This window comes from Nocardia sp. NPDC051570 (assembly GCF_044454005.1).
Classification (GTDB): domain Bacteria; phylum Actinomycetota; class Actinomycetes; order Mycobacteriales; family Mycobacteriaceae; genus Nocardia.
Window position 1 is genome coordinate 473,609 of record NZ_JBITDI010000003.1, and the last position, 22,592, is coordinate 496,200.

Annotated in this window: 26 protein-coding genes and 1 pseudogene; 17 read left to right on the forward strand and 10 right to left on the reverse strand. The window is 65.1% G+C overall.

The annotated features are described in order from the left end of the window. Nucleotides 1–194 precede the first annotated feature (194 nt). Nucleotides 195–839, forward strand: coding sequence for a TetR/AcrR family transcriptional regulator (locus ACIA76_RS09055; protein WP_397150229.1), 645 nt, complete (start codon nucleotides 195–197; stop codon nucleotides 837–839). A gap of 38 nt (nucleotides 840–877) precedes the next feature. Here the strand turns inward: ACIA76_RS09055 and ACIA76_RS09060 are convergent, their stop codons facing one another. Beyond that, nucleotides 878–1,276, reverse strand: a complete 399-nt coding sequence (locus ACIA76_RS09060) for a hypothetical protein (protein ID WP_397150231.1) — start codon at nucleotides 1,274–1,276, stop codon at nucleotides 878–880. A 252-nt stretch (nucleotides 1,277–1,528) separates the two neighbouring features. Here ACIA76_RS09060 and ACIA76_RS09065 point away from each other — a divergent pair, with 252 nt between their 5' ends. The 5 genes from ACIA76_RS09065 to ACIA76_RS09085 are packed head-to-tail and all read left to right on the forward strand — an operon-like array spanning nucleotide 1,529 to nucleotide 6,230. Then, entirely contained in the window at nucleotides 1,529–2,734 is a 1,206-nt protein-coding gene (locus ACIA76_RS09065; protein WP_397150233.1) for a lipid-transfer protein, read from the forward strand. Between the two features lie 32 nt (nucleotides 2,735–2,766). Continuing rightward, nucleotides 2,767–3,201, forward strand: coding sequence for an SRPBCC family protein (locus tag ACIA76_RS09070; protein WP_397150235.1), 435 nt, complete (start codon nucleotides 2,767–2,769; stop codon nucleotides 3,199–3,201). Beyond that, nucleotides 3,198–4,070, forward strand: a complete 873-nt coding sequence (locus ACIA76_RS09075) for a MaoC/PaaZ C-terminal domain-containing protein (RefSeq protein WP_397150237.1) — start codon at nucleotides 3,198–3,200, stop codon at nucleotides 4,068–4,070. The genes ACIA76_RS09070 and ACIA76_RS09075 overlap by 4 nt, the downstream gene beginning before the upstream one ends. A 16-nt stretch (nucleotides 4,071–4,086) precedes the next feature. Then, a complete protein-coding gene (locus tag ACIA76_RS09080) occupies nucleotides 4,087–4,956 on the forward strand; it encodes an SDR family oxidoreductase (protein WP_397150239.1) in 870 nt (289 codons plus the stop codon). Nucleotides 4,957–4,982: 26 nt separating this feature from the next. Beyond that, on the forward strand, nucleotides 4,983–6,230 hold the full coding sequence (locus tag ACIA76_RS09085) for an acyl-CoA dehydrogenase family protein (RefSeq protein WP_397150241.1): 1,248 nt from the start codon (nucleotides 4,983–4,985) through the stop codon (nucleotides 6,228–6,230). 88 nt (nucleotides 6,231–6,318) lie between these two features. Here ACIA76_RS09085 and ACIA76_RS09090 read toward each other — a convergent pair whose 3' ends face one another. Next, on the reverse strand, nucleotides 6,319–7,158 hold the full coding sequence (locus ACIA76_RS09090) for an alpha/beta fold hydrolase (protein ID WP_397150243.1): 840 nt from the start codon (nucleotides 7,156–7,158) through the stop codon (nucleotides 6,319–6,321). 248 nt (nucleotides 7,159–7,406) lie between these two features. Here ACIA76_RS09090 and ACIA76_RS09095 point away from each other — a divergent pair, with 248 nt between their 5' ends. From ACIA76_RS09095 to ACIA76_RS09110, 4 genes are read left to right on the forward strand one after another with little or no spacing between them, the layout of a single operon-like run. Further along, on the forward strand, nucleotides 7,407–8,243 hold the full coding sequence (locus tag ACIA76_RS09095; RefSeq protein WP_397150245.1) for an exodeoxyribonuclease III: 837 nt from the start codon (nucleotides 7,407–7,409) through the stop codon (nucleotides 8,241–8,243). Then, nucleotides 8,240–8,728 (forward strand): ribonuclease domain-containing protein, encoded by a 489-nt coding sequence (locus tag ACIA76_RS09100; RefSeq protein WP_397150247.1) that lies wholly within the window; start codon nucleotides 8,240–8,242, stop codon nucleotides 8,726–8,728. The genes ACIA76_RS09095 and ACIA76_RS09100 overlap by 4 nt, the downstream gene beginning before the upstream one ends. A 32-nt stretch (nucleotides 8,729–8,760) precedes the next feature. Next, nucleotides 8,761–9,240, forward strand: coding sequence for a barstar family protein (locus ACIA76_RS09105; protein WP_397150249.1), 480 nt, complete (start codon nucleotides 8,761–8,763; stop codon nucleotides 9,238–9,240). A gap of 60 nt (nucleotides 9,241–9,300) precedes the next feature. Further along, nucleotides 9,301–9,669, forward strand: a complete 369-nt coding sequence (locus ACIA76_RS09110; RefSeq protein WP_397150251.1) for a ribbon-helix-helix protein, CopG family — start codon at nucleotides 9,301–9,303, stop codon at nucleotides 9,667–9,669. Here ACIA76_RS09110 and ACIA76_RS09115 read toward each other — a convergent pair. After that, nucleotides 9,666–10,298 carry a TetR/AcrR family transcriptional regulator gene (locus tag ACIA76_RS09115; RefSeq protein ID WP_397150705.1) on the reverse strand — a complete coding sequence of 211 codons (633 nt, stop codon included), beginning with the start codon at nucleotides 10,296–10,298 and terminating at the stop codon, nucleotides 9,666–9,668. The two genes, ACIA76_RS09110 and ACIA76_RS09115, sit on opposite strands and share 4 nt — an antisense overlap. A gap of 107 nt (nucleotides 10,299–10,405) precedes the next feature. On the opposite strand from ACIA76_RS09115, the gene ACIA76_RS09120 reads away from it, so the two are divergent. The 4 genes from ACIA76_RS09120 (at nucleotide 10,406) to ACIA76_RS09135 (ending at nucleotide 14,380) form a co-directional block, all read left to right on the forward strand. After that, nucleotides 10,406–11,332, forward strand: coding sequence for an oxygenase MpaB family protein (locus tag ACIA76_RS09120; protein ID WP_397150253.1), 927 nt, complete (start codon nucleotides 10,406–10,408; stop codon nucleotides 11,330–11,332). 416 nt (nucleotides 11,333–11,748) lie between these two features. Further along, on the forward strand, nucleotides 11,749–12,774 hold the full coding sequence (gene trpS / locus ACIA76_RS09125; protein WP_397150255.1) for a tryptophan--tRNA ligase: 1,026 nt from the start codon (nucleotides 11,749–11,751) through the stop codon (nucleotides 12,772–12,774). A gap of 36 nt (nucleotides 12,775–12,810) precedes the next feature. Then, nucleotides 12,811–13,917 carry an inner membrane protein YhjD gene (gene yhjD / locus ACIA76_RS09130; RefSeq protein WP_397150257.1) on the forward strand — a complete coding sequence of 369 codons (1,107 nt, stop codon included), beginning with the start codon at nucleotides 12,811–12,813 and terminating at the stop codon, nucleotides 13,915–13,917. 121 nt (nucleotides 13,918–14,038) lie between these two features. Further along, nucleotides 14,039–14,380, forward strand: coding sequence for a hypothetical protein (locus tag ACIA76_RS09135; RefSeq protein WP_397150259.1), 342 nt, complete (start codon nucleotides 14,039–14,041; stop codon nucleotides 14,378–14,380). 293 nt (nucleotides 14,381–14,673) lie between these two features. Here ACIA76_RS09135 and ACIA76_RS09140 read toward each other — a convergent pair whose 3' ends face one another. Genes ACIA76_RS09140 through ACIA76_RS09155 form a run of 4 tightly spaced genes read right to left on the reverse strand, consistent with a single transcriptional unit; the run spans nucleotide 14,674 to nucleotide 17,815 of the window. Beyond that, the gene (locus ACIA76_RS09140; RefSeq protein WP_397150261.1) at nucleotides 14,674–15,390 is read right to left on the reverse strand and encodes an ESX secretion-associated protein EspG; all 717 of its coding nucleotides are present in this window, start codon (nucleotides 15,388–15,390) and stop codon (nucleotides 14,674–14,676) included. Next, nucleotides 15,387–16,838, reverse strand: a complete 1,452-nt coding sequence (locus tag ACIA76_RS09145) for a hypothetical protein (protein WP_397150263.1) — start codon at nucleotides 16,836–16,838, stop codon at nucleotides 15,387–15,389. The genes ACIA76_RS09140 and ACIA76_RS09145 overlap by 4 nt, the downstream gene beginning before the upstream one ends. A 1-nt stretch (nucleotide 16,839) precedes the next feature. After that, nucleotides 16,840–17,445 carry a DUF3558 domain-containing protein gene (locus ACIA76_RS09150; RefSeq protein WP_397150265.1) on the reverse strand — a complete coding sequence of 202 codons (606 nt, stop codon included), beginning with the start codon at nucleotides 17,443–17,445 and terminating at the stop codon, nucleotides 16,840–16,842. A 1-nt stretch (nucleotide 17,446) separates the two neighbouring features. Next, nucleotides 17,447–17,815: a hypothetical protein gene (locus ACIA76_RS09155; RefSeq protein ID WP_397150267.1), complete on the reverse strand. Its 369-nt coding sequence runs from the start codon at nucleotides 17,813–17,815 to the stop codon at nucleotides 17,447–17,449. Between the two features lie 581 nt (nucleotides 17,816–18,396). On the opposite strand from ACIA76_RS09155, the gene ACIA76_RS09160 reads away from it, so the two are divergent. Continuing rightward, nucleotides 18,397–19,077, forward strand: coding sequence for a hypothetical protein (locus ACIA76_RS09160; protein ID WP_397150269.1), 681 nt, complete (start codon nucleotides 18,397–18,399; stop codon nucleotides 19,075–19,077). Between the two features lie 457 nt (nucleotides 19,078–19,534). On the opposite strand, the gene ACIA76_RS09165 is transcribed toward ACIA76_RS09160, so the two are convergent. After that, a complete protein-coding gene (locus tag ACIA76_RS09165; protein WP_397150271.1) occupies nucleotides 19,535–19,807 on the reverse strand; it encodes a hypothetical protein in 273 nt (90 codons plus the stop codon). Nucleotides 19,808–20,212: 405 nt separating this feature from the next. Here ACIA76_RS09165 and ACIA76_RS09170 point away from each other — a divergent pair, with 405 nt between their 5' ends. Both ACIA76_RS09170 and ACIA76_RS09175 read left to right on the forward strand, forming a co-directional pair. Beyond that, nucleotides 20,213–21,094 (forward strand): helix-turn-helix domain-containing protein, encoded by an 882-nt coding sequence (locus tag ACIA76_RS09170; RefSeq protein WP_397150273.1) that lies wholly within the window; start codon nucleotides 20,213–20,215, stop codon nucleotides 21,092–21,094. Nucleotides 21,095–21,135: 41 nt separating this feature from the next. After that, a pseudogene (locus ACIA76_RS09175) lies at nucleotides 21,136–21,297 on the forward strand (DUF397 domain-containing protein); the annotation flags it as partial. 60 nt (nucleotides 21,298–21,357) lie between these two features. On the opposite strand, the gene ACIA76_RS09180 reads toward ACIA76_RS09175, so the two are convergent. Beyond that, the gene (locus ACIA76_RS09180) at nucleotides 21,358–21,540 is read right to left on the reverse strand and encodes a hypothetical protein (RefSeq protein WP_397150275.1); all 183 of its coding nucleotides are present in this window, start codon (nucleotides 21,538–21,540) and stop codon (nucleotides 21,358–21,360) included. A gap of 266 nt (nucleotides 21,541–21,806) precedes the next feature. Next, entirely contained in the window at nucleotides 21,807–22,292 is a 486-nt protein-coding gene (locus ACIA76_RS09185) for a hypothetical protein (RefSeq protein WP_397150277.1), read from the reverse strand. Between the last annotated feature and the right edge of the window lie 300 nt (nucleotides 22,293–22,592).

Sequence of the window (22,592 nt, forward strand, 5' to 3'; positions counted from 1 at the left end):
GCGCCGCCCTCGGCTCGGGCACGGCCCGCCTGTTCAACCGCTGCGTCACCCCGCAACGCCGCACGCGTCTGCCGCGGCGCTGACCGATTCCCGTCGCCCCGGCCTGGGGGCCGCGGCGACGGGATTGGAAAGTACCTTTCGCTGGGGAACCGACATTTCCATTCAGATCTGAATGTAAGTGTAGAATTGCCGGAATGACCAGGTCCGTAGTGCCCAAACCGCAGCGTCGCACGCAGGAGCAGCGTAGTAGTGAGATGCGGGTGCGGTTGCTGGACGCGACGGTCGACTGTCTTGTCGAGTATGGGTATGCGGGGACCACGACGCCGCGGGTGGCCGAGCGGGCCGGGGTGACGCGAGGTGCGCAGGTACATCACTTCGGGTCGAAGAATGATCTGGTGGTCGCGGCGATCAGCCATTTGGCGCAGCGGCGTACCGAGGCGGCCATTCAGGAGCTCGGCCGGGTGGGTTCGGTGGACGATCCGCTCGGCGCCGCACTGGATTTCATGTGGGAGCTGCATCAGGGCCCGCTGTTCATCGCCGCGATGGAGCTGTGGGTGGCCGGGCGTACCGATCCGGTGCTGGCCGCGGCGCTGGAGAAGGTCGAGCCGTTCGTCAACAATGCCGTCCTGATGGCGGTTTCGCAGCTGGTCCCGGATGAGATGCAGCGCAAGGAAGTTCGCGACTTCGCCTATACCGCAATGGATACCCTGCGCGGAATCCTGGTGTCCAACTTCGTCTCTCCCGATCCGGACCGAGCCCATCGCCGGTGGCTCCGCGCCTCGTCCCACCTGCGCCGGGCCGCCGCGGCGGCGCTGCCGGGACTGATCCCGCCGGACTGAGGTCCCGGCGAAAAGCCCCTCGGGACAACGGGAGTGGGCTACAACCCGTGGGCCTGGGCCACCGAATCCAGGAAGGTCCACAGATCGGCCAGCAGATAGGTCTCGGGCGATTCGCTACCGCCCTGGAACGGGAACGGGCTCGCCGCATAGACCTGGCCGGGATCCAGCGGCCCGAGGCGGTCGCGGATATCCGAAACATGGTCCGGTCGTAGGACGAAATCGGCGAAGCGCGGTTCGGTGAGTACCTGGTCGGCGAATTCCCAGACACTCACGAAGGGCCCGTAGCCGGTGGCTCCGGCACGGTAGGGATACAGGATGGCGTAATCGCCGGTGTCCAGATTCGCTAGAAAGGCGTGGCCGAGGCTGGAATAGCCCACGACGGAGTCGAAATGGGCGAAGTGGGCGGCCCAGCTCGGAATGGCCTCTGCGGTCGGCACGGGTTCTATCAGCCGGAAGCAATCGGAGGTCACCGACCCATCCAACCAGGTCGTCGGCATAGTGTGCCAATACACCGTACAACACTGGATGTATGTGAACGGGTCAACCATCCGACCCTCGGCGGCATATGCCCCAGGGGCCGACTCTTGCGGCATTACATACAGCTCTGTATGTTTGTTTTTGTCCGGTATGGCACGGATCGCCCATGCCGTCGCCGCCCCTGCGGCCGACGGCCAGATGTGAGGAGTTCGATGACGAACAAGGTCTACGTCGTCGGCGTCGGCATGACGAAGTTCGAGAAGCCGGGGCGGCGCAAGAACGAGAACGGCAGCGACTGGGACTACCCGGATATGGCCCGCGAGTCGGGCACGAAGGCCCTCGCGGATGCCGGGATCTCCTACGAGAAGGTGCAACAGGCCTACGTCGGCTACGTCTACGGCGAATCCACCTCGGGCCAACGCGCGGTCTATGAGCTGGGCATGACCGGCATCCCGGTCGTCAACGTCAACAACAACTGCTCCACCGGTTCGACCGCGCTCTACCTTGCGGCGCAGGCGATTCGGGGCGGGCTGGCCGACTGCACGCTGGCGCTGGGCTTCGAGAAGATGAAGCCGGGCTCGCTGGAGGCGACCTACGACGATCGCGAACAGCCCATGGCCAAGCACATTCTCGCCCTGGCCGAGATCTCCGAGGTGCTGTTCCCGGTGGCGCCGTGGATGTTCGGCGCCGCGGGCCGTGAGCATATGCAGACCTACGGCACCACCGCCGAGCACTTCGCCAAGATCGGCCTCAAGAACCACAAGCATTCGGTGAACAACCCGTACGCGCAGTTCCAGGACGAGTACTCGATGCAGGAGATCCTGGATGCGCGGATGATCTACGACCCGCTGACCAAGCTGCAGTGCTCGCCGACCTCCGACGGTTCGGGCGCGGTGATCCTCGCCAGCGAGGCCTTCGTCGACGAGCACGACCTCGCCGGGCAGGCGGTGGAGATCGTCGGCCAGGCGATGACCACGGACTTCCGATCCACCTTCGACGGCAGCGCGAAGAGCATCGTCGGATACGACATGACCGTCCAGGCGGCGCGGAAGGTATACGAGCAGGCGGGTCTGGGTGCCCAGGACTTCCAGGTCATCGAGCTGCACGACTGCTTCTCGGCCAACGAGCTGCTGACCTACGAGGCGCTGGGACTGTGCGCCGAGGGTGAGGCCGGCAAGCTCATCGACGACAACCAGACCACCTACGGCGGCAAGTGGGTCGTCAACCCCTCCGGCGGCCTGATCTCCAAGGGACATCCTTTGGGCGCAACGGGTCTGGCGCAGTGCTCGGAGCTGACCTGGCAGCTGCGCGGTACGGCCGATAAGCGTCAGGTCGACAACGTCACCGCCGCACTGCAGCACAACATCGGACTGGGCGGCGCGGCGATCGTCACGGCGTATCAGCGCGCAGACCGTTGATTTCTGAGATCTCGAGCTAAGGAAGCGAATACATGGGCCACATCGAGTACACCAAGAAGATGTCCGCGACCCCCGAGGCCCTGTGGGCCGTCGTCGGCAACCCGAACACCTGGGGGGAGTGGTTCTCCATTCACGAGCGCTGGATGGAGGAGCCCCCGGCCGTGCTCGCGCCGGGCAACAAGCTGGTGGCCAAGGTCGTCATGCTGGGTATGGCCAACAAGTTCGAATGGAACGTCGCCTCGGTCGAGGCGCCCACCACACTGACCCTCACCGCCGCCGGAATGGCCGGTGTGAAGGTCGAATTCACCTTCGAGATCGCCGCCGCGGGCGACGGCAGCGAACTGTCGGTCCAGGGCGACTTCGAGGGTGCGCTGATCAAGGGCGCGCTCGGTAAGGCCGTGGAGAAGGACGGGCTCAAGCAGCTCGAGAAGTCTCTCGACGCACTCGACGCATTGGCCGCGGCGTGAGCGAAACCACCTCGCGGGTGGTGGAATTCGACGATTCGGGCCTGGGTAACTGGAGCGATGAGGAGACCTTCGAGGTCACCCGGGCCCGCATCGCCGAATACGCCGCCGCCACCAACGATCCCATCCAGGCCCATCGCGACGGCGATATCGCCTCGCCGATCTTCGCGATCGTGCCGGTGTTCGACGCCATGATGGTTCCGGTCATCGATGTGGCACCGATGGATATCTTCGGCCGAGTTCTGCACGGGGAGCAGGACTTTCACTTCCATCGCCCGATCCGTCCGGGCGAGAAGCTGGTGGCCCGGGCCCGCGCGATCGGTTTCGCGGGCCGGGAGAACGGCAGCTCCATCACCATCCACATCGAAACCCGCGACGATGCGGGGGAACTGGTCAACGAGCAGTATCTGACCGCGTTCTTCCGCAAGATCGACGCGGGCCGGACCGTGGGCGAGGCCGCCCCCGAGCACAAGTTCCCCGAGACCCTGCGGGGTCAGGATCCGATCGTCGCGGTGCCCCAGCGCATCGATATGGACCAGACCTTCCGCTATTCACCGGCCGCCGGGGATCCGGTGCCGCTGCATCTGGACGAGCAGGTTGCCAAGGACGCCGGACTGCCCGGCATCATCGTGCACGGGCTGTGCACCATCGCCTTCGCGTCCTGGGCGGTGCTGACCGAGGTCGGCGGCTCGGATGTGCACCGGCTGAAGCGATTCGCCGTGCGGATGGCCAAGATGGTCTTCCCCGGCGACGATCTGCAGACCCGCATCTGGCGGGTGAAGTCCGAAAACGGCGTCACCACATACGCATTCGAGACCGTGCGAGGCGAGGACGTCGTGCTCAGCGACGGCCTCGCCGAGATCGCGGACTGACATTCAGGAGACAGCTATGGGCGCACTGGAAGGCAAGGTCGCCGTCATCACCGGCGCCGGTCGCGGAATCGGGCGCGAACATGCGCTGCTGTTCGCCCGCGAGGGCGCGGCGGTGGTCGTCAACGATCTGGGCGGCGACAACACCGGCGAGGGGCAGGACACGGGTCCGGCCCAGCAGGTCGTCGACGAGATCCTCGCCGCGGGCGGCCGGGCGGTCGCCAACACCGACAGCGTCGCGCTGTGGGATGGCGCGAAGAAGCTTGTGGAGCAGGCGGTTTCGGAGTTCGGCTCGCTGGATATCGTCATCAACAACGCCGGCATCCTGCGCGACGGCTTCATCGCCGGACTCGAGGAGCTGCAGTGGGACGCGGTCATCGCCGTCCACCTGAAGGGCCATTTCAATGTGCTGCGCCATGCGGCGGAGTACTGGAAGGCCCAATCCAAGGCCGGTAACCAGCCCACCGCCGCGGTGGTGAATACGGCCTCGGCCTCGGGCACCACGGTCCCCAACGCCGGCCAGGCGAATTACGGCGCGGCCAAGGCCGCTATCGCCGCGCTCACCCTGGTGGCCGCCGACGAGCTGGAGCGCTACGGTGTGCGGGTCAACGCGATCGCGCCGATCGCCCGCACCCGCCTCACCCTGGCGACACCCGGAATGGGCACGATCTTCGCCGCCGAGGTCGCCGAGGACGAATTCGATCCGTTCAGCCCGGCCAACATCTCGCCGCTGGTGGCGTACCTCGCCTCCGACACATGCCCGATCACCGGCAAGGTGTTCGCCGTACAGGGCGAGGCGATTTCGGAGCTGGCGGGCTGGCACGACGTGAAAACGATCGAGACCGAGGGGCCGTGGGTCATCGATGACATCGCCGCCCGCCTGCCGTAAGTCCTGTCCGAAGTAGGAGAACGACGATGTTCGAATGGTCCGAGACCGATGAACTCATCCGCGACGCGGTACGCGGCTTCATCGACAAGGAGGTGCGCCCGAAGGTGGACGCCCTCGAGAGCGGGGAGCTGCCGCCCTATCCGGTGATCCGAAAGCTGTTCAGCGAATTCGGCATCGACGCGCTGGGTGCCGAAGCGGTCGGCAAACTGCTGGCCAAGCAGCGGGCGCGGGAGTCGGGGGAGGCGCCGGCGGAGAAGAGGGAGAAGTCCTCGGGCGGTGGGCCGTTCAGCGGTCAGGAATCGCTGATGGCGGTCCTGATCGGCGAATTGTCCGGTGTCTGTATGGGTTTGGTCACCGCCATGGGCGTCAGCATCGGTCTCGGGGCCACCACCATCCTCTCGCGCGGCACGCTCGCGCAGAAGGAGCGGTGGCTCGAGGACATCGTGACCATGAAGAAGGTCGCGGCATGGGCGATTACGGAGCCGGATTCGGGCAGTGACGCCTTCGGCGGCATGAAGACCTACGTCAAGCGCGACGGTGAGGACTACATCCTCAACGGGCAGAAGACCTTCATCACCAACGGCCCCTATGCCGATACCGTGATCGTCTACGCCAAACTCGAGGAGGGCGACGCGGATAAGCGCGCCCGCAAGGTACTGACCTTCGTGCTCGACAAGGGTATGGAGGGTTTCGTCCAGGGCAAGCCGTTCAAGAAGATGGGCCTGCACTCCTCGCCCACCGGCGAGCTGTTCTTCGACAACGTCCGTCTGGGCAAGGATCGCTTACTCGGCGAGACCGAGGAGCATAAGGGCGGTGACGGTCGCGAGAGCGCGCGGTCCAGCTTCACCGCCGAGCGCATCGGCGTGGCGTTCATGGCGCTGGGCATCATCAACGAATGTCACCGGCTCTGTGTGGATTACGCGAAGAACCGCAAGCTCTGGGGCCAGGAGATCGGCCGCTTCCAGCTGGTGCAGCTCAAGCTCGCCAAGATGGAGATCGCCCGAATCAACGTGCAGAACATGGTCTTCCACGCCATCGAGCGCGCCCGCGCGGGTAAGCCCCCCACACTCGCGGAGGCCTCGGCGATGAAGCTGTACTGCTCGGAGACCGCGACCGACGTCGCTATGGACGCGATCCAGATGTTCGGTGGCAACGGCTATATGACCGAGTACCGCGTCGAACAACTGGCCCGGGATGCCAAGTCCCTCATGATCTATGCGGGCAGCAACGAGATTCAGGTGACCCACGTCGCCAAGGGGCTGCTGGGGCTCTAGCCCCGCACTTCGTGCGGGGACATGGGGGAGGCATCGCCGGGCGACCGGCGGATCGGTGCCGAGGGGTTCGACCGATCCGCCGGCCTATTCACACCGCGCGCAGACGCGTGCGGCTGGCATGGACATGCTCGGCGATGAGGGTGGCAATGCGGTCCGGAGCCTCCAGCATGGGCACGTGGCCGACGTCGTGCATGAGGATTCGGTCGGCGGATTCGGGCAGTTCGCGGAGGAATCGTTCGGCATAGGGGTGATTCGGGATCACCCGGTCGTATTCGCACATCAGCAGCCGCACCGGAATCGGTAGATCGGACAGGTCCGACAGAGCCTCCCAGCGCAGCCCGCTGAGCAGCATCGGCAGCATCGCCGCGCAGTTCAGCGCCGAGGTGATGGCCGCCTCCAGTGCGCGCCGCGGCACCGCACCGGTGTTCTTGGTCAGGAACATCGAGGCGAATGTCCTTGCGGGAGCACTGAATCGGAGCATCGGGGACAGCCGCTTCCCGATCTCCACCACCGGCACCAGGCTCGCGAACTTCAACCCCACCCGCAGCTGCGCCAGAGACGGGCTCTGCCAGCCCCCGGCCGGTGCGATCGCGGTGAGGGTGCGGGCCCGGCCGCGGCGTGCCAGCTCGAAGCCCACCCAGGCCCCCAGCGAATTGCCCGCGATATGGCAGGTGCGCCAACCCAATTCGTCGAGCTGATCCTCGATCTGATCGGCCAGCGCATGCACATCGAGATACCAGCCGCGCAACTCCGGACCGCCCCAATGCCCGCGAAAGGCCGGGGCGAACACCTCGCAGGTCCCCGACAATCGAAATGCCACCTGCTCCCAGCAGTGCGGCGACAACATGAAACCGTGCAGCAGAAGCAGGGGATCGCCGGAGCCGGTATGCAGCGCGGTAGTCGGCGTGAGCGGGGCGCGAGACGTCATAGCCGTCACCCCTTCCTGGACCTCGATGTCCACCGGGTGTGTGTCTGAGCAGAATTGTACGGTCGGTATGCGTTTTCGACGGTGCAATCCAAACTCCTTGCGATAACGAAGATCTGCCCTATTCACTGATCAACCCGCTCGCCGAACTCGGCCCGGGCGCCGACAACGGCACGACCACGCGGTACTTCAGCCTTCAAGGTGACGCTCACGGGGGTGAGCACCCGCTCATCGGCCCTGTTCCCCGACGTATGAGTGGCCACGCCCGGGAACGGGTTCGGGGGCGGTACGGTCGTCGCGTGGCGCAAATCATCAGCACGGTCAACGTCAATGGAATTCGGGCCGCCACCGGCAAGACCGGTAAGGGGATGCTCGAATGGCTGGCCGTCACCGAGGCGGACATCATCTGCCTGCAGGAGACCCGGGCCACCGATGAGCAGACCCGGGCCGCGCTGGCCTCGGTGCTCTCCGACGGGTGGTATCTGGCCCATGCCGAACCCGGCTCGAAGGGCCGCGCGGGTGTGGGCATCCTGTCGCGTCGCGAGCCGCGCGCGGTGCGGGCCGGGTTCGGCAGCGCCGAATTCGACGGCGTGGGCCGTTACGTCGAGGCCGAATTCGACGAGGTCACCGTCGCCAGCGTCTATGTGCACACCGGCGAGGCCGATACGCCGATGCAGGACGAGAAGTACCGATTCCTCGGCGAACTCGGCGCGCATCTGAAGGCACAGACCCGCGACTTCGTGATCTGCGGCGACTGGAACGTCGCCCATACCGAACTCGACATCAAGAACTGGAAGGGCAACGTCAAGAACGCGGGCTTCCTGCCCGGCGAGCGCGCCTGGATCGATGAGATGCTCGCCGCCGGATACGTCGATGTCGTGCGCACCCTGCATCCCGGCGTGCCCGGCCCGTACAGCTGGTGGTCCTATCGCGGCCGAGCCTACGACAACGACGCGGGCTGGCGGATCGATTACCACCTGGCCCGCGGTGAGGTCGCGGGCCGCGCCAAACAGGCCGTGGTGGAACGCGCAGCCGAATACGCGCTGCGCTGGTCGGATCACGCGCCGGTGACGGTGCAATACCGATGAACCTGTCCAGCAAGCGTTTTCGGGGCCTGCTCGCACTGGGCGGGCTGGCGATCGTGCTGGTGGTCGCGCTGCTGGCAGTGCGCGGGACGTCGAATCACCCGTCGTCGGCACCGGCCTCGAGCACCAAGGCCGCGGCGACGAGCACCAAGTCCGGGGCGGCGAGCACGACCTCCCCCGCGGCGGCGATGACCGCCCGCGCGCCCGGGGTGCCCGATCATGCCTATGACACCCTGCGCGAGATCGATGCGGGCCGATGGCCCGGTTCGGCGAACGCGCCGGGGACCAAGGGCGGCGACGAGTGGATGAATCGCAATGGGACATTGCCGAGGAAGGACCCCGCGGGCAAACAGATCGCCTATCGGGAGTGGGACGTCAATCCGAAGCAGCGCGGCCAGACCCGCGACGCCGAACGCATCGTGACCGGTAGTGACGGTTCGGCCTACTACACCGGCGACCATTACCAAACGTTCATCCGCATGCGCTGAACTGGCGGGCGAAACGCGAGCAGGAGGTACTGATGAGTTCTTCGATGACGCTGTCGCAATTCCTGGCCGGTGCGGGGGACACCGAGAGGCTCACGGCCACACCGATTCTCGGCGCGATCGCGGCCCAGGATCGGGAGTTCGGCGGCGTGCGGTACCAGGCGCCCGAGGACTACGTGGTCCGCGAGCTGCGCGGCGCCAAGATGCGCACGCTCGCCGGGCTCTACAACGAGTTCGCCGCCGCCTTCCAGTTCCCCTACTACTTCGGCGAGAACAAGGACGCCTTCGACGAATGCCTGCGCGATCTCGATGATTTCGTCGGCCGCGGCGCCGGATACGTCGTGGTCGTCCGGCACGGAGAACAGCTGCTCGCCGACGAGCCGGACCAGCACGACTGGTTCACCAGCGCCATGCGCGACGCCGCGGCCTACTGGTCCAAGCGCGATACCGCCTACCGCGTTGTCCTGCAGGGCGAGGCGCGGGCGCTGCAGGCGGTCGCCGTGACGCTGGTGTGACATCGATCCAATCGCCGTGAATCACACGGCGAATCGGCCGTTGCGCGGGACCATGGAGGCGTGAGGTTGACCGTGGCCCTGGATCACGATGTCGCCCGGCTGCTCGAGGAGGCCGTGCGGCGGGGGCATGTGTCGAAGAAAGAGGTCGTCAACGACGCGCTGCGCCGCGCACTGTCGAGCGCTCTCGAGCCGGAGCGTCGGAGCGTCCTGGATCCGAATATCGCCGCGCCCACTCTGGAACCGGAGCGTTGGAGCGTCGTCGATCTACATACTCTGGGGCCGCCGCCGAGCATGGTCGAACCGCATACCGACGCGCCTGCCCTGGTCCGGGCGGCCGATGAATCCGACGAAGAGGCGATCACCGTGGCGCTGGCACGGTACTTCGGCTTCGCGCCGCCCGCGCCCCGGCTGTATGTCGTGAAGGGTTAGTGCAGGCGCCCGGCCAGATCCTCGCCCAGTAGGACGAAGACGTCGGTGGTGTGCGCGATCAACTCCTCGCGGGTCATCGGCAGATCGCCGTGCAGCCAACTGGTGAGGACCTGGATGAGGCCGCCGACGAGATAGGTCGCGCGGAAGGTGATTGCCGGATCGGTCTGCTCACCGCCGAAGGCGTAGAAGTCGATGCCCTGGGCGGCAACGAGATTCGCGAACGAGCGGATCGTGGTCAGGGTGCGGGTGCGCAATTCGGGCGTCGCGGCGCTGACGATCAGCGCGACCTTGGCCTTGCGTGGATCGTCGGTGAGCACCTCGATACCCGCGCGCACCGCGGCCTGCGCGAAGCCGTGGCTCTCGGGCGGGGCCGTGCGCAGCGCATCGATGATCGCCACGGCCAACTCCTCGGCCACCCCGTCGAACAGCGCGATGAGTACGGCATCGCGGCTGTCGAACTGCTCGTAGTAGTACCGCTCGTTCAATCCGGCCCGCGTGCACAGCTTCGCGACGGTGAGCTTGTCCAGCCCGTGACTGCCGATGATCTCCAGCGCCGCATCGAGCAGTGCGGCCCGGCGCTGCGTGCGACGCTCCTCGGCCGACACTCCGCCATAGGTCCGCTGCGCCATCACCAGTCCGATTGTATGGGAGGTTCGAGCACGATCTGGCATACCCTCTTGCCAGATGGCTGATTCTGGTGGACTCTATTGCCAGATGCTCGGTACAGGAGGCAACGATGCCCGGCTACTTCTCCGATGACTCGATGATTCGACGCGTGATGCGCAAGCGGGCCGTGGGCCTGACCTATGGATCGCGGGCCTTGGTGATCGGCGCGGTGCATCCGCTGCTGTACGTCGGCACGGCCGAGAACACCGAACATCGGACCACCCCGTATACCCGGCTCGCACTGACCGGACGGCTGTTCGAGGCGGTGTTCCTCGGGACGAGGGAGGAGGCCGATCGGGCGCTGGCCTTCACGCACAAGAAGCATGGGAAGGTGCACGGCGCGCTGGCCGAGGATGCGGGCGCGCACTATCCGGCCGGATCCCGCTACGCGGCACACGATCCGCATCTGATGTTCATGACGATGGCCTTCGCCTTCGATTCGGCCGAGGTTATGCACGATCTACTGGTCCGCAAGCTCACCTCGACCGAGCGCGAGGACCTCTACCAGGACTACGTGCGCTGGGCCGAACTGTTCGGCATGCCCCGCACCGCGGCCCCCCGCGGCTACCGCGAATTCCGCCGCGACTTCGACGACTATCTGGCCTCCGACGAGTTGTTCCTCACCGACGAGGCCCGCCTGGTCGGCTCCTACCTGGCCGGAAAACAGGTGCCCAACCCCCTGCCGATGCCATTACACCAACTCACCACAGGCATCTACCTGCTGATCCAAGGCAGCCTGCCCCCACGCATCCGCGAAATGTACGACCTGCGCTGGGGCATCCGCGAGGAACTGTCCTTCCGCACCCTGGCCCAAACCCTCCGCACCGCCCACCTCACCCCACCCCTGACCCCACCCATCCTCCGCCCCACCCTCTCGGGCCCCAGCTCCCCCTTCTACCGCCTCCTGACCCGCCGCGAACAAACCCTCACAGCCTCCGGCCGCCCCACCATGCCCGGCCTGCACCCCCTCAACCACACCCAACGCCAAGCCGTCTAACCCCCAGCGCCCCCCTCCAAACACCCACCCCCAACGCCGCACCCCTTCCCGCACTCCACACCCCCTGCGGGCGCCTGGAACGGGTGCGAAGCATTAGAAAGGGTGCGAAGGTCTCGTCCCCGACAGGTCCCCGGTAGCACCGCGCAGCCGCACCCGAACCCCGGCGGACCCCTCCAAGCACCCACCGCGAACGCCGCACCCTCTCCCGCGCTTCGCACCTCCTGTGGATGCCTGGAATGGGTGCGAAGCACTGGAAGGGGTGCGACGGTTTGGTGTGCGGCGGGGCCCTGGTGGTCGCCTTGTGTCGCCGCACCTCTTCTGATGCTTCGCACCCCTTGCGGGCGTCTGTAAGGGGTGCGAAGCGCGGGAAAGGGTGCGGCGTTGGGGTTGGGTGGGGGCATGGGAAGATCGGGGGTATGTCGAGTCCTGCTATATCCGGTGAGCGCAAGCAGCGGGTTCTTTCGGGGATCCAGCCGACGAGTGATTCCTTTCATCTCGGGAATTACCTTGGTGCGCTGCAGTATTGGGTGAAGCTGCAGGACGATTACGATGCGCTGTACTTCATTCCGGATATGCACGCCATCACCGTCCCGCAGGATCCCAAGCAGTTGCGCAATCGGACCAAGCGGGCCGCGGCGCAGCTGCTGGCGCTGGGGATCGACCCGAAGCGCTCGACGCTGTTCGTGCAGAGCCAGGTTCCCGAGCATGCCGAGCTGACCTGGGTGCTGCAGTGCATCACCGGCTTCGGCGAGGCCAGTCGGATGACCCAGTTCAAGGACAAGTCGGCCAAACAGGGTTCGGACAACGCCACGGTCGGCCTGTTCACCTATCCGATGCTGATGGCCGCCGACATCCTGCTCTACCGCCCGCAGCTGGTCCCGGTCGGCGAGGATCAGCGCCAGCATCTGGAGCTGACCCGAAATCTGGCCCAGCGCTTCAACACTCGCTTCAAGAAGACCTTCGTCGTCCCCGAGGCGCATATCGTCTCCGGCACCGCGAAGATCTACGACCTGCAGGATCCGACCTCGAAGATGAGCAAGTCGGCCGCCACCGACGCGGGGTTGCTCAACCTGCTCGACGACGTCAAGGTCTCGGCCAAGAAGATCCGCTCCGCCGTCACCGACACCGAGCGCGAGATCCGCTATGACCCGGAGACCAAACCGGGCGTCAGCAACCTGCTGGTGATCTTGTCCTCGCTCACCGACACCCCCATCGTGACCCTCGAAAACGATTACGCCGGAAAGGGTTACGGCGACCTCAAGGGCGATGTGGCCGATGCCATGGTCGACTTCGTCACCCCGGTGCAGGCCAAGGTCCAGGAATATCTGGACGATCAGGGCGAACTCGATCGCATCCTGGCCGCCGGCGCCGAGCGGGCACGCGAGATCGCGGGCGCGACGGTGGCCCAGGTCTACGACCGGATCGGCTTCCTCACTCGCTGAGCGTTTCCCTGAACACCCGCCCGGGTATCGGGTGAGATGACCGACGCGCTGGGCAAATCTGCCGCCCTCGGCCGCGCGAAGGTGCGACAGTTAGGGAAGATCACCGCCGAATGGGTTCCGGGAGGTCGGGTGTTCGAGAAGGTCAGGGGGCGAATCGAACGCGAGGTACGGGCGCGGCCGTGGCTGGATCATGTGATCCGAGCGGGCGGCCGCTATCAGCGCCAGCGCGGTGACTACTACGCCGCGGGCATCACGTACTTCACTGTGCTGTCGCTGTTTCCACTGCTCATGGTCGCGTTCGCGGTCGCCGGATTCGTCCTGTCGAAGAATCCGGACCTGCTGAACCAGCTGCAGGACAATATCGTCCAGAACATCCCCGGCTCCCTGGGCGGTCAGCTCAACGCCCTCATCCACCAGGCCGTGAACTCGCGCACCAGCGTCGGTGTGATCGGTCTGGTCGGCGGCGTCTACGGCGGTCTCGGCTGGATCGCCAACCTGCGCGCCGCACTCACCGAACAGTGGGAACAGCAAGCACCGCAACGCAATTGGCTCACCACCAAACTCTCGGACCTGCTCGCCCTGCTCGGCCTCGGCCTGGCGATGGCGATATCGCTGGGCCTGTCGGCGCTCGCGGGTAGCGATCTGGGCTTGGAGCTGCTGCGGCTGGTGCATCTCGAACACGCCCCCGGCCTGAACATCCTGCTGCCCCTCGCCTCGCTGTTGCTGGCGGTCGTGGCGTCGTGGGCCGTCTTCGTCTGGGTTATCGCCCGCCTGCCCCGCCAACCGGTCACCATCGTCAGTGCGGTCAAGGCCGCCCTGATCGCGGCCATCGCCTTCGAGATCTGGAAGCAGATCGCCAGCTTCTATCTGAAGAAGGTCCTGACCAGCCCCGCCGGCGTGGCCTTCGGACCGATCCTCGGCCTGATGGTCTTCGCCTACATCACCTCCCGCATCATCCTGTTCGCGACGGCATGGGCCGCGACGGCCAGCGAGAACGAGCCCGAGGCCGAGATCGCGCCCCCGCCTCCCGCCGTGATCGAACCGCGGATGAGCGCGGGCCTCTCGGCCGGAACGGGCGCGATGCTGTTCGGCGCGGGCGCGGCGGTGGCCGCACTGGCGACGAGCCTGCGCCGCCGCATCTGATTGTGCGTTAGGTCACATTTGCATAGCCGTGAAGCGTGTTGCGGCCATCCCGCACGCCCGGGCTCTCGAATTACAACGGCACGGTCGCGACCATCCCCTCGTCGACAGGAGCAGTTCTTCGATGACCGTTTCGAGAATGGCCCTCGGAGCCGCCGTAATCGCCACGGGCGCTTCGATATTCAACACCGCCGGAATGTCCACCCGCGATATGGGTTCGGGACGGGGTGACGGACATCCGAAATCCTATGAATGCACCAGCACCGCACTGGTCGTCGACTATGTCCTCGGCGCGCGTTGCACCGCTCGCGGCGGGGCGCCGGAGAAGGGCAACGCCACCGATGTCGTGGTCGTCGGCCCCGAGCAATCGTTCCGATGCGGTAGCACGTATGCGGGCGATGTGAACGCGGTGGACGAGGGGAGGGTGAAGACGCTGACGGGGTATCGCTGTAAGGCGACGGGGTAATCCGCTACGGCGGAAGACTTCTGGCAACTACGACGAGAAGCGCCTCGGCGAGGCGAGCCTCTGGCCGGACAACCGCGTGGGCAAGATCCAATGGACGACGCCGTGGGCTGCTGATGCCGTGGGCTGCAGACGCGGTGGGCAGCTGACGCCGCTGCGAGTAACCCCCTGGATGTGACATCGGCCGACAAGGCCACGGCAGCAGAGGACAAGGCAGTCGTAGCGTCGTACAAGGGTTTCGGTGTCGGCAGGGCGTCGGTGACGATCCTCCGGATCGGCACGTAATCCCGGCCCGTTCAGTCGGCGCGGACGGGCTGGGCCAATCGTGCGATCTCCTGTTGCAGCATCTCCTGGGAGCACGGTGCGACGCGGAAGTCGTTGTACTGGCGGCGGTAGGCGTATCGGCCGTCGCCGTCGATGTCGAACCAGCGGAAGTAGATCGGCGGGAAGGGGCGATCGCTGTGCCGACCGCGCAGCACTTCCACCAGCCCGGAGCCGGATTGCGGTGCCTCGAACAGGTTTCGGATGCGGTCGGTTGCGGTGTCGTTCGTGCCGGGCCAGGATTCGGCCTGCTCGCGCATGCGGTCGTAATCCTCCACGACCGCCGGCTGACGGCCTGGCGCGACATTGCCCGCGACCGCGGCGAAGACCTTCGGCACGATGGCGGGGGAGCCGACCTCGATGACGACATTGCCGCCGAATTCCGTTGTGGGGCCGGGCCGTTGCACGAGGGCGACGCCCACGTTCGTATCGATCGCTCCGTAGGCGCGCATCGGCCGACGCCGAATTCCGGTGAGCGCCAAGGAGGTTTCCGGATTCGCGGCCACGCGCAGTACCGCCGAGAGGTCCGGATCACCGGCGAGCGGCAGGCGACGGCTCAGTTCTCGGGCGATCCGGTCGTACTCGTCTTCCCATCGCACCGACGCGATCAAGCGCAGCGGGAACGGATACCGGTCCTGTCCGGTCTCGGCCCAGATGTGCATGAACTCATCGGGAGTGAACTCCCATTTCACTGGCGCCGGCCCTCACCCTCGTCCGGACGGGTCTGTGCCGCAGGGATATCCGCACCGATCGCCTGCGGCGTCGTGCGCTCACGCGCCCCGAACAGCTCATCCTCCCGATCGATGACCAGATAGTCGGGCGTCTTGTGCTCGGAATCGTCCTCGCCCTTACCCTTACCGCCCTGCGGCATCCCCATGCCCGGCATTCCGGCCTGGCCGGGCGTCGCGCCCCGACCGCCGAAAGCCGCTGCGGCCGCAGGGTTTCCGCCGCCGGACACACCTGGGAGGCTGCGGCCGGGGCTGTTCGCACCGGGGCCACCGCCTGATCCGCCGAATCCGCCACGGCCGCCGCCGAATCCGCCGCCGCCCGTTGATAAGCCGGATCGGCCGCCCGAGCCACCGGCGAGGCCCGCGGGTGTGGTCGAGGTATCGCTGGCGCTGGCCGGTGTGGTGGCTGTGCCGCCGCCGGGGGAGTTCGAACTTCCGGACTTCGTCCCGCCGAGCGAACTCTGATCCGCCCCAGCGGGATTCACCGATGCGGGGTCGGTGCTCGGGTCCTTCTGATCACCCGGGCTGTCCTTGCCGCCTTTACCGTCTTCGCCGCCGGTTCCTCCGGGCCCGCCGCCGGTTCCGCCGAGACCGCTACCGCCGCCGGTTCCGCCTGGGCCGTACTGACTGTTCCCGCCGCCGGAGCTGTCGTCGCCTGGGGCCTGAACGGGGACAAAGGTTGGGACGCCGGTCCCGGCGGGTTGATAGGTCGGCTTGTAGAGGGTGTTCATCGCATCGATCGCGGTCTGTCGTAGCGCCTCGACGCCGCGCTGATAGGCAGCTTCGATGCTGTCGCCGGGACGGGTATCGGAGATGGCGACCTGCATGCCTTGAAGCTTGTCCGGCACATCCGGGCCGTAGAGCGGTCCTGCGGGCGGCGGTACCGAGGCCTTCACGGCCCCGGCGGCGTGAGCTACGCCCTGGACGCGATATCCGCAGGTGAGAATCACTTCTTGAACATCGTTGGCCTGCTTGTAAAACTGCCGTGCGGCCTCCATCCCGGCGTCTGCCATCTGACCCTCTATGCCCTCGGAGAGTGCCTTCTGGATGGATATGTGGGTACCCATCAATCCGCCACTCAGCGCGGTGGCGATCTTCACCCACGTATCGGCGGCGTGTTGCATTGAATCGGGCTTCATCGCCTGGACTTTGGCGTAGATCTCCTCGTGTGGGATGCCTTCGAAGGCCTCCATCCGGGTGATGTAGTTCGGATCTTTGCTGTCATAGGCGAGGCCTCGCTCGAACTGTTGCGTACCCGCCTGAACACTCTGGACGTACTTGCGAGGCTGCGAGATGTCCGGTTTAGCTTCCGGTCGGAATGTACCCTGCGCTGCAGGGTTTCCGTTGATATCGACGTAGCCGCGTTGGTCGTCGGGTATCGGAATATCGATATGGAAATCTGGATAGGTCATATCAGTTGTCCTTGCCGATTTCCGGCTCGATGGCCGACGCCGTATCGAGCAGGCTGTCGCAAGGATTGAGGTCGAGTGGTGCGACATCCTTCAGCATGGTGGTTATTTGAACGAAACCGACTTTTGTACGCAGATCGATCTCACAGTTACCGGGTCGTTTGGGATTTCGTACCCAAAGAGCTTGACGACCGTTGACAGTGGTCGGTTCGCTGTAGGATCCGACCTTCTGAAGATCCTCGTCCCAGGTGACGTTTCCTGAATCCACCGCGAGATCTCTCTGCGGAGAAGAGAAGTCGCAGGTCAAGAAGCTGTCTTCGGCGATCATGTCATCGCCGCGCTTACGAGTTTTCGGATCGTACCCCGCTTTGGTGATAGCTCCGTCGCTGATCCAAGTGCAGGGATCGAAGACGATATCCAGGCGACCGGGATACTTCTTCTGTGTGGGTGGTTGCAACGACGGAGCGGTAAGTGTCGGCCGTGATTGGGATGCAGGAACGGTCGATTGATAGCCTGTCGTCGAGTCTGTGGGTGAATTGCTTGCTTTCGAGCAGCCTGAGATCGTGACTGCTGCGATGGCGCAGATTGTGATCGCTGTGGCCCGATTCAAGTTACTTCCCCTGCCTCACAGTCGCTGCGATGGATCGCTTATTCATATCGTCGGATTCGTCTATCAGCTTGCTCGCACGTAGATACGCCGCTGCCATCTTCAAGGCTGCCACCTTCATCCCCGTCAGTGCATCGATCATCGACGACCATTTGTTGTCGAAGCCACCCGCAAGCTCCACCGCTGATCCGAGAGCGCCGAACCCTTCATGACGCTCGAAGCGCAAGGCAGTCTTCAACGCCGGTTCCACCGTCTTGTCCACGAACCGCGTATACACCTCGGCGCACCGCCGAGCGGCCCCCTCTTCGAGGCGGAACGTCCCCGAGGTGGCTTGTTGATACAGCGCGTTTGCAGTCGACTGGCCCACATCCATCGAACCGCCCCTCCCCTCCGTGCGCTCAGATCCACCTACCTTACTGGACGCACAGTCGGTCAGCCTGGTTCCCCCAAGACTCCGATCCTATGTGTGATGCGAGCCGTTAGTGAGATCTCACCGGGGGTTATGCGGAGATCGGACGGAACCGCTGGACAGTTCGGTTGTCGTTACCGATCTCGGGTTCGATGGCCACGGCGGTGTCGAGTGTCGTTTGCCACCGCTGTGGGATCACCACGTTGCCAGTCGTGAGACCGCCGACGGCAGTACAGAAGTGAAATAGGTTATCGCACCGCCGATTGGCGAACACGGCGTTCCCGAACGACCGATATGCGGCTAATAGAGGACGTTCGCACCAAGCGAGTCGTGCAGATCCCGCTCCTCTGGTCGACGGCACAGACAAACGACAACGGGCCGATCTTCGCCTGTCGCCTCTTGCCGCTACCACTCGTCCAGCCATTGGCGGATCACCCGGACGCGCGCCGCGTAGTTTTCGGGTCTCCCATCCGTATGCTCACGCACAACGAATGTCTTTGGGCCGACCACTCGATGTCGGCCTACTGCACGACTCGAGAAGTGCCATGCCCGCGCCTCGTCGCGTCTCCGGGCCAGGGGCGGCCGCCGAAAGGTTCGATCAATCACCGGGCCGATCCCGCAGCCCGGACACGAGACGGAAGGTTTGCCGCCATGCGGAAGCCCTGGGCTTTCTTGTTCTCCACGCTCAGGATCGCGACCGTCATGCTCCCGGCGCTGGCCGGGACCGCTTCGCGGCACCGGTCCCGAACGACGATGATCTGAGACTCTATCTGCTCCGGGTGCCGCTGCCCGGCGACGACAGCGATCTGGAGGTCATCACGGATGAGAAGTATCAGAAGATCTCCGAAGCGTTCTGCACCAAAGACCCGATGTCCCCGGAGAGGCTGAAGAAGATCGACACGGCGTACAAGATTTCTCCGGTCACTTTCGGCACGCCGGACGCGCCTAAGGATCCGATAGGCGAGGCTCGTCTGAAGGCCCTGGGCACTGCCGACCTCACCGACAAGGCCAGGAACAAGCTGTGTGAGCACGCCGATGTCCGGGCCAACTACTACAAGGCCTTGGTGCAGCAGATCAAGAAAGCCGGAACCACGCCCGTGGCCAGGCTGCAGAAGGAAGGACTGACTGCCGAGGACAAGAAGGACATCACCGCCAGCATCTGGAGCATGCGGCTGAGCGCCTTCAAAGTCGCCTTCGATAAGTTGCTCGGCCCCAACGAAATCTGAGCCCCCAACCTCGCACACTCTCCAGCACTTCGCACCCGTTATGAAGCGCCACAGTGGGTGCGAAGCGTGAGAAGGGGTGCGGAGGTTTCGGCTCTGCCGACCGGTAGGGCTGGAACCTGGGCCGCTTCGACCGACTCTGACCAGCTCGGGAAGTTGACGCGTGGACGGCCGCGAGCACCGCGCAAGCTGACTGAGAATGTCGCCTCATCGGCTATGAGCGGACACTCCGCTGCCGCAGCCGTGGTCGCCCACGCGGGGCACCACGTGACCCTGGAATGCGGGCGATCATCGAGTAGATCGACGGCACCCCCAAGATCCTCGTCGACAACACCCACCGCAGCTCCGCACCCGGCTTCAGGGGCGGGATCGGGATCTGATGCGGTGACACAGACGCCTCGCGCCCATCCGGTCGAGACGGGATGGGCGCGAATGCTGGTGCGTAAGAACGCGGTCCGAACTACGCGCAGCCGGCCGGCGCGACGCCGGCCAGGCTCAGCAGCCCGCAGCCTGCCTTCCCCGCGAGCAGCGTCTGGATGAAGCTGGACACTGTGGCGGCGGAACCGGTACCGGCGGCCGGAGGCGTGGTGGTGTCGGCGGCGGCGGTACCCGCTGTGAGGGCGGACCCGCCCGCGAGGAGCGCTACGGTCGCGACGGTGCTGACGATGGCACGTTTCATATCCTGCTGTTCCCTTGTGATGTATCCGTGCCGGTCGGAGATGACCGGCCACATCCGAAGTATATGAATTGCTTCGTGTTTCGTAACAACGCCGTTCATCGAGATTTCGTCACCAGATCGCGGTCCGCGGAGCACACCAGTCCCCGAATTCACCTGTCTACCGTAACCAGTTGTGTTCGAGGAGCACCCCGTTGCGACGACCGCAGCCATCAGCAGGGGCAGATGCCACTGGGGTCTTGCCTCCCTGACCTTGCCTTCGGCACGGGGTGCCTTACGGGACGCGCTGTGCGGCAGGCCGTTTCCGAGTCTTCGATTTGACCCGCGAAAGGGGCTGAGCGCGGGTTTCTTCCTGGGGTTATGTGGGGATTGCATGAGAATGCGCGATGCCAAGGACAGAACGGGCCCCGGGGTGGTGTGCTGTCGCAATCCGAACGGGAAACCCCTGATGGGAGGCAGGCAATGGAAGAGGAGAACTCGACGCTGGCCCGGCGGCAGTTGGGGAAGGCTCTACGGGATGGTCGAATGGCCTTGGGGCTCACATTGGAACAGGCGGGTGTTCCGATCCAGCGCAGCGGCAGCACGATACAGCGGCTCGAGCAGGGGTTAATCGCACACGTGCGCGAGGTCGATGTCGAAGCGCTGTGCCGGGTCTACGAATTCGACGATGAGAAGACCGCGACATTGCTCCTGCTCGCGGCGCAAGGGGGCGAACTCAACTGGTGGTGTGAGTACTGGGAGTTGATGTCGATGAAGTTCGGGGTCTTCGTCGGGCTGGAGGCCGCGGCCCGCAAGCTGACAACCTACGAACCCGAGTTCGTCCCTGGCCTCCTGCAGATTCCGGCGTATACCGATGCGATCATGCGCGTCGCCCGCCCGGAGGAGAGCGCCGAGTCGCATGCGCAGAGGGTCAAGCTGCGGATGCGGCGACAGGCGTGCATCACCCGCAAGTACGACCCCGTCACCTATAACGTGATTATCCGAGAGTCCGTCATCAGAGGCATGGTTGGTGGATCTCGGGTCATGGGCGCGCAGTGTAAACACCTGGCGGACATAAGCACTCGCCCTAATGTCACCCTCCAAGTTCTCCCGTTCAGCGCGGGCTTCCCCCTAGGGGATTCGGGTGGACCGTTCGTAACCCTGGATTTCGGAATGGGCAGGCGGGGGCGAGCTCCAGAACCACCCGTCGTATACGTCGAGGTGTATCAAGGCGTTCTGTTCCTGACCAAGCGAGAGACGGTTCTGAAGTACGGGGAGGCATACGACGTACTTCGACAGAATGCGCTTGATCCAGTGGCCAGTCGGACACTGCTTCGGCAGGCGGCAAGGGAGTATTCGATGTGAATGGCCATTCAGCGGCGGGATAGCTCGAGAGCAGCTGTAGCGACGCCACCGACAACTGTGTCGAGGTCGCCCACCTCCCCAACACCCATGTCGCCGTGCGAGATTCGAAGAACCCCACCGGCCCCGCCCTGATCTTCACCCCCGCCGAGTGGTCGGCCTTCACCACCGCAGCCTCCCGCGGCGACCTGGACCGTCGGCACTAGCGAATCCGCAACCGAGACCGCGACTTCCGCCGAACTGCCGGGTTTGGTCAACCCCTGCGCTCAACCGTGCGGCGATACGACCGCGCCGCTATTCCCGCGGTTCGTTTCGAGTACGGCCGCCACATCCTTGACAACGTACGTGGCGGTCATCTTGCTGGACTCGTACGCCCGGATGATCGCGCTGTCGACATCGCCCTTCTGAGATTCGATGAGCTTGTCATCCGCGCCGATGACGACCGGCATCGGTATCCTTCAAGATCGACGGATCGGTATCCGTGTGGGAAGGCACCGCTACTTCGAGCTAGGCAAGCCCTTTCGAACACACCCCGCACGGCATCCAGTGAGACGCAAGCCATGTGTGAGCCACGCCGATAACACTGGCAGACAGCCGATCAAGGAGCCTCTCACCGGGCGCCTGGACCCGATCCTGGCTGGGAACGAGCCCTACCGCCAGTCTTAAGGGGCCGATTACATGATGCTGCTGGAGTATCCGGGCGTGCCGGGTCTCATCAGAACGGTGCGGGTACGTCGATGATCAGCTCGCACGGGTTGGGGTTCGTGCTCACCTGGACGGAGACTCGGCCTGAGCCGTCGAGTGTGAAGAAGGCGGCGTGCCACCCGTAGTGGCCGTCGTACTGGGTGGTGCGTGTCTCGGTTTTGCTCGCGCCGGTATCCAGGTTCCGCATCGTGACGGTGCTGGCGATTTCGCAGTTGCCGCCCGGTGATGCGGACATCGAGCCGAGGGGATTGGTGTCAGGGGTGAAGTTCACCGTCACCCTGGCCGAGCTGTCGATGAAATCCGCGAACTCACGCGCCTGTTGGCCCTGGCTGGCCGATACCTCGGCGGTGACCTTGCCCGAGCACCCTGGCCCGGGGCCGGTGGTCTGAGCGGGTTCGAATTGCATCGGGTCTGCGGATGCTGGACCAGCCGGCATCAAGAGCGCCAATATCGGCAGAATCGGTACCGCCGCGATCTTCAGTACGCCGCGCTTCATGGCTCCTGTCCTTTCTTGCGTATATCGCAGGGAGAGCAGGCAACTCTATGGCAAATCGCCTATTACGTTACCTGTATCGCTGCTGGAATGCCGACGGTGGGCCGAGGGAGATTGCAGCGAATCTGCGGCGCGTGGACGGCGAGGTTCGCGGCCCGCTCGACTGGTCGAACGCATTGATCGCCGATCCGCCCCTGTGTCAGCGGCCAAAGGACGCGAATCAACGGGACTTCTGTTACGAACAGGCGGGCCGACGCCCTGACGACGGTGTCGTGCGCGATGACACGAAACTGCCCGCCAAGC

Excerpts from the sequence above, each read along its gene's own strand:
- ACIA76_RS09085 (WP_397150241.1), top strand. The coding sequence starts at position 4,983 with ATGTTCGAATGGTCCGAGACCGATGAACTCATCCGCGACGCGGTACGC.
- ACIA76_RS09100 (WP_397150247.1), top strand. The coding sequence starts at position 8,240 with ATGAACCTGTCCAGCAAGCGTTTTCGGGGCCTGCTCGCACTGGGCGGG.
- yhjD (WP_397150257.1), top strand. The coding sequence starts at position 12,811 with ATGACCGACGCGCTGGGCAAATCTGCCGCCCTCGGCCGCGCGAAGGTG.
- ACIA76_RS09090 (WP_397150243.1), bottom strand. The coding sequence starts at position 7,158 with ATGACGTCTCGCGCCCCGCTCACGCCGACTACCGCGCTGCATACCGGC.
- ACIA76_RS09105 (WP_397150249.1), top strand. The coding sequence starts at position 8,761 with ATGAGTTCTTCGATGACGCTGTCGCAATTCCTGGCCGGTGCGGGGGAC.
- ACIA76_RS09065 (WP_397150233.1), top strand. The coding sequence starts at position 1,529 with ATGACGAACAAGGTCTACGTCGTCGGCGTCGGCATGACGAAGTTCGAG.
- ACIA76_RS09135 (WP_397150259.1), top strand. The coding sequence starts at position 14,039 with ATGACCGTTTCGAGAATGGCCCTCGGAGCCGCCGTAATCGCCACGGGC.
- ACIA76_RS09165 (WP_397150271.1), bottom strand. The coding sequence starts at position 19,807 with ATGTGGCCGGTCATCTCCGACCGGCACGGATACATCACAAGGGAACAG.
- ACIA76_RS09180 (WP_397150275.1), bottom strand. The coding sequence starts at position 21,540 with ATGCCGGTCGTCATCGGCGCGGATGACAAGCTCATCGAATCTCAGAAG.
- ACIA76_RS09115 (WP_397150705.1), bottom strand. The coding sequence starts at position 10,298 with ATGGCGCAGCGGACCTATGGCGGAGTGTCGGCCGAGGAGCGTCGCACG.
- ACIA76_RS09170 (WP_397150273.1), top strand. The coding sequence starts at position 20,213 with ATGGAAGAGGAGAACTCGACGCTGGCCCGGCGGCAGTTGGGGAAGGCT.
- ACIA76_RS09055 (WP_397150229.1), top strand. The coding sequence starts at position 195 with ATGACCAGGTCCGTAGTGCCCAAACCGCAGCGTCGCACGCAGGAGCAG.
- ACIA76_RS09155 (WP_397150267.1), bottom strand. The coding sequence starts at position 17,815 with ATGGATGTGGGCCAGTCGACTGCAAACGCGCTGTATCAACAAGCCACC.
- trpS (WP_397150255.1), top strand. The coding sequence starts at position 11,749 with ATGTCGAGTCCTGCTATATCCGGTGAGCGCAAGCAGCGGGTTCTTTCG.
- ACIA76_RS09160 (WP_397150269.1), top strand. The coding sequence starts at position 18,397 with ATGCCCGCGCCTCGTCGCGTCTCCGGGCCAGGGGCGGCCGCCGAAAGG.
- ACIA76_RS09120 (WP_397150253.1), top strand. The coding sequence starts at position 10,406 with ATGCCCGGCTACTTCTCCGATGACTCGATGATTCGACGCGTGATGCGC.
- ACIA76_RS09080 (WP_397150239.1), top strand. The coding sequence starts at position 4,087 with ATGGGCGCACTGGAAGGCAAGGTCGCCGTCATCACCGGCGCCGGTCGC.
- ACIA76_RS09185 (WP_397150277.1), bottom strand. The coding sequence starts at position 22,292 with ATGAAGCGCGGCGTACTGAAGATCGCGGCGGTACCGATTCTGCCGATA.
- ACIA76_RS09145 (WP_397150263.1), bottom strand. The coding sequence starts at position 16,838 with ATGACCTATCCAGATTTCCATATCGATATTCCGATACCCGACGACCAA.
- ACIA76_RS09095 (WP_397150245.1), top strand. The coding sequence starts at position 7,407 with ATGAGTGGCCACGCCCGGGAACGGGTTCGGGGGCGGTACGGTCGTCGC.
- ACIA76_RS09070 (WP_397150235.1), top strand. The coding sequence starts at position 2,767 with ATGGGCCACATCGAGTACACCAAGAAGATGTCCGCGACCCCCGAGGCC.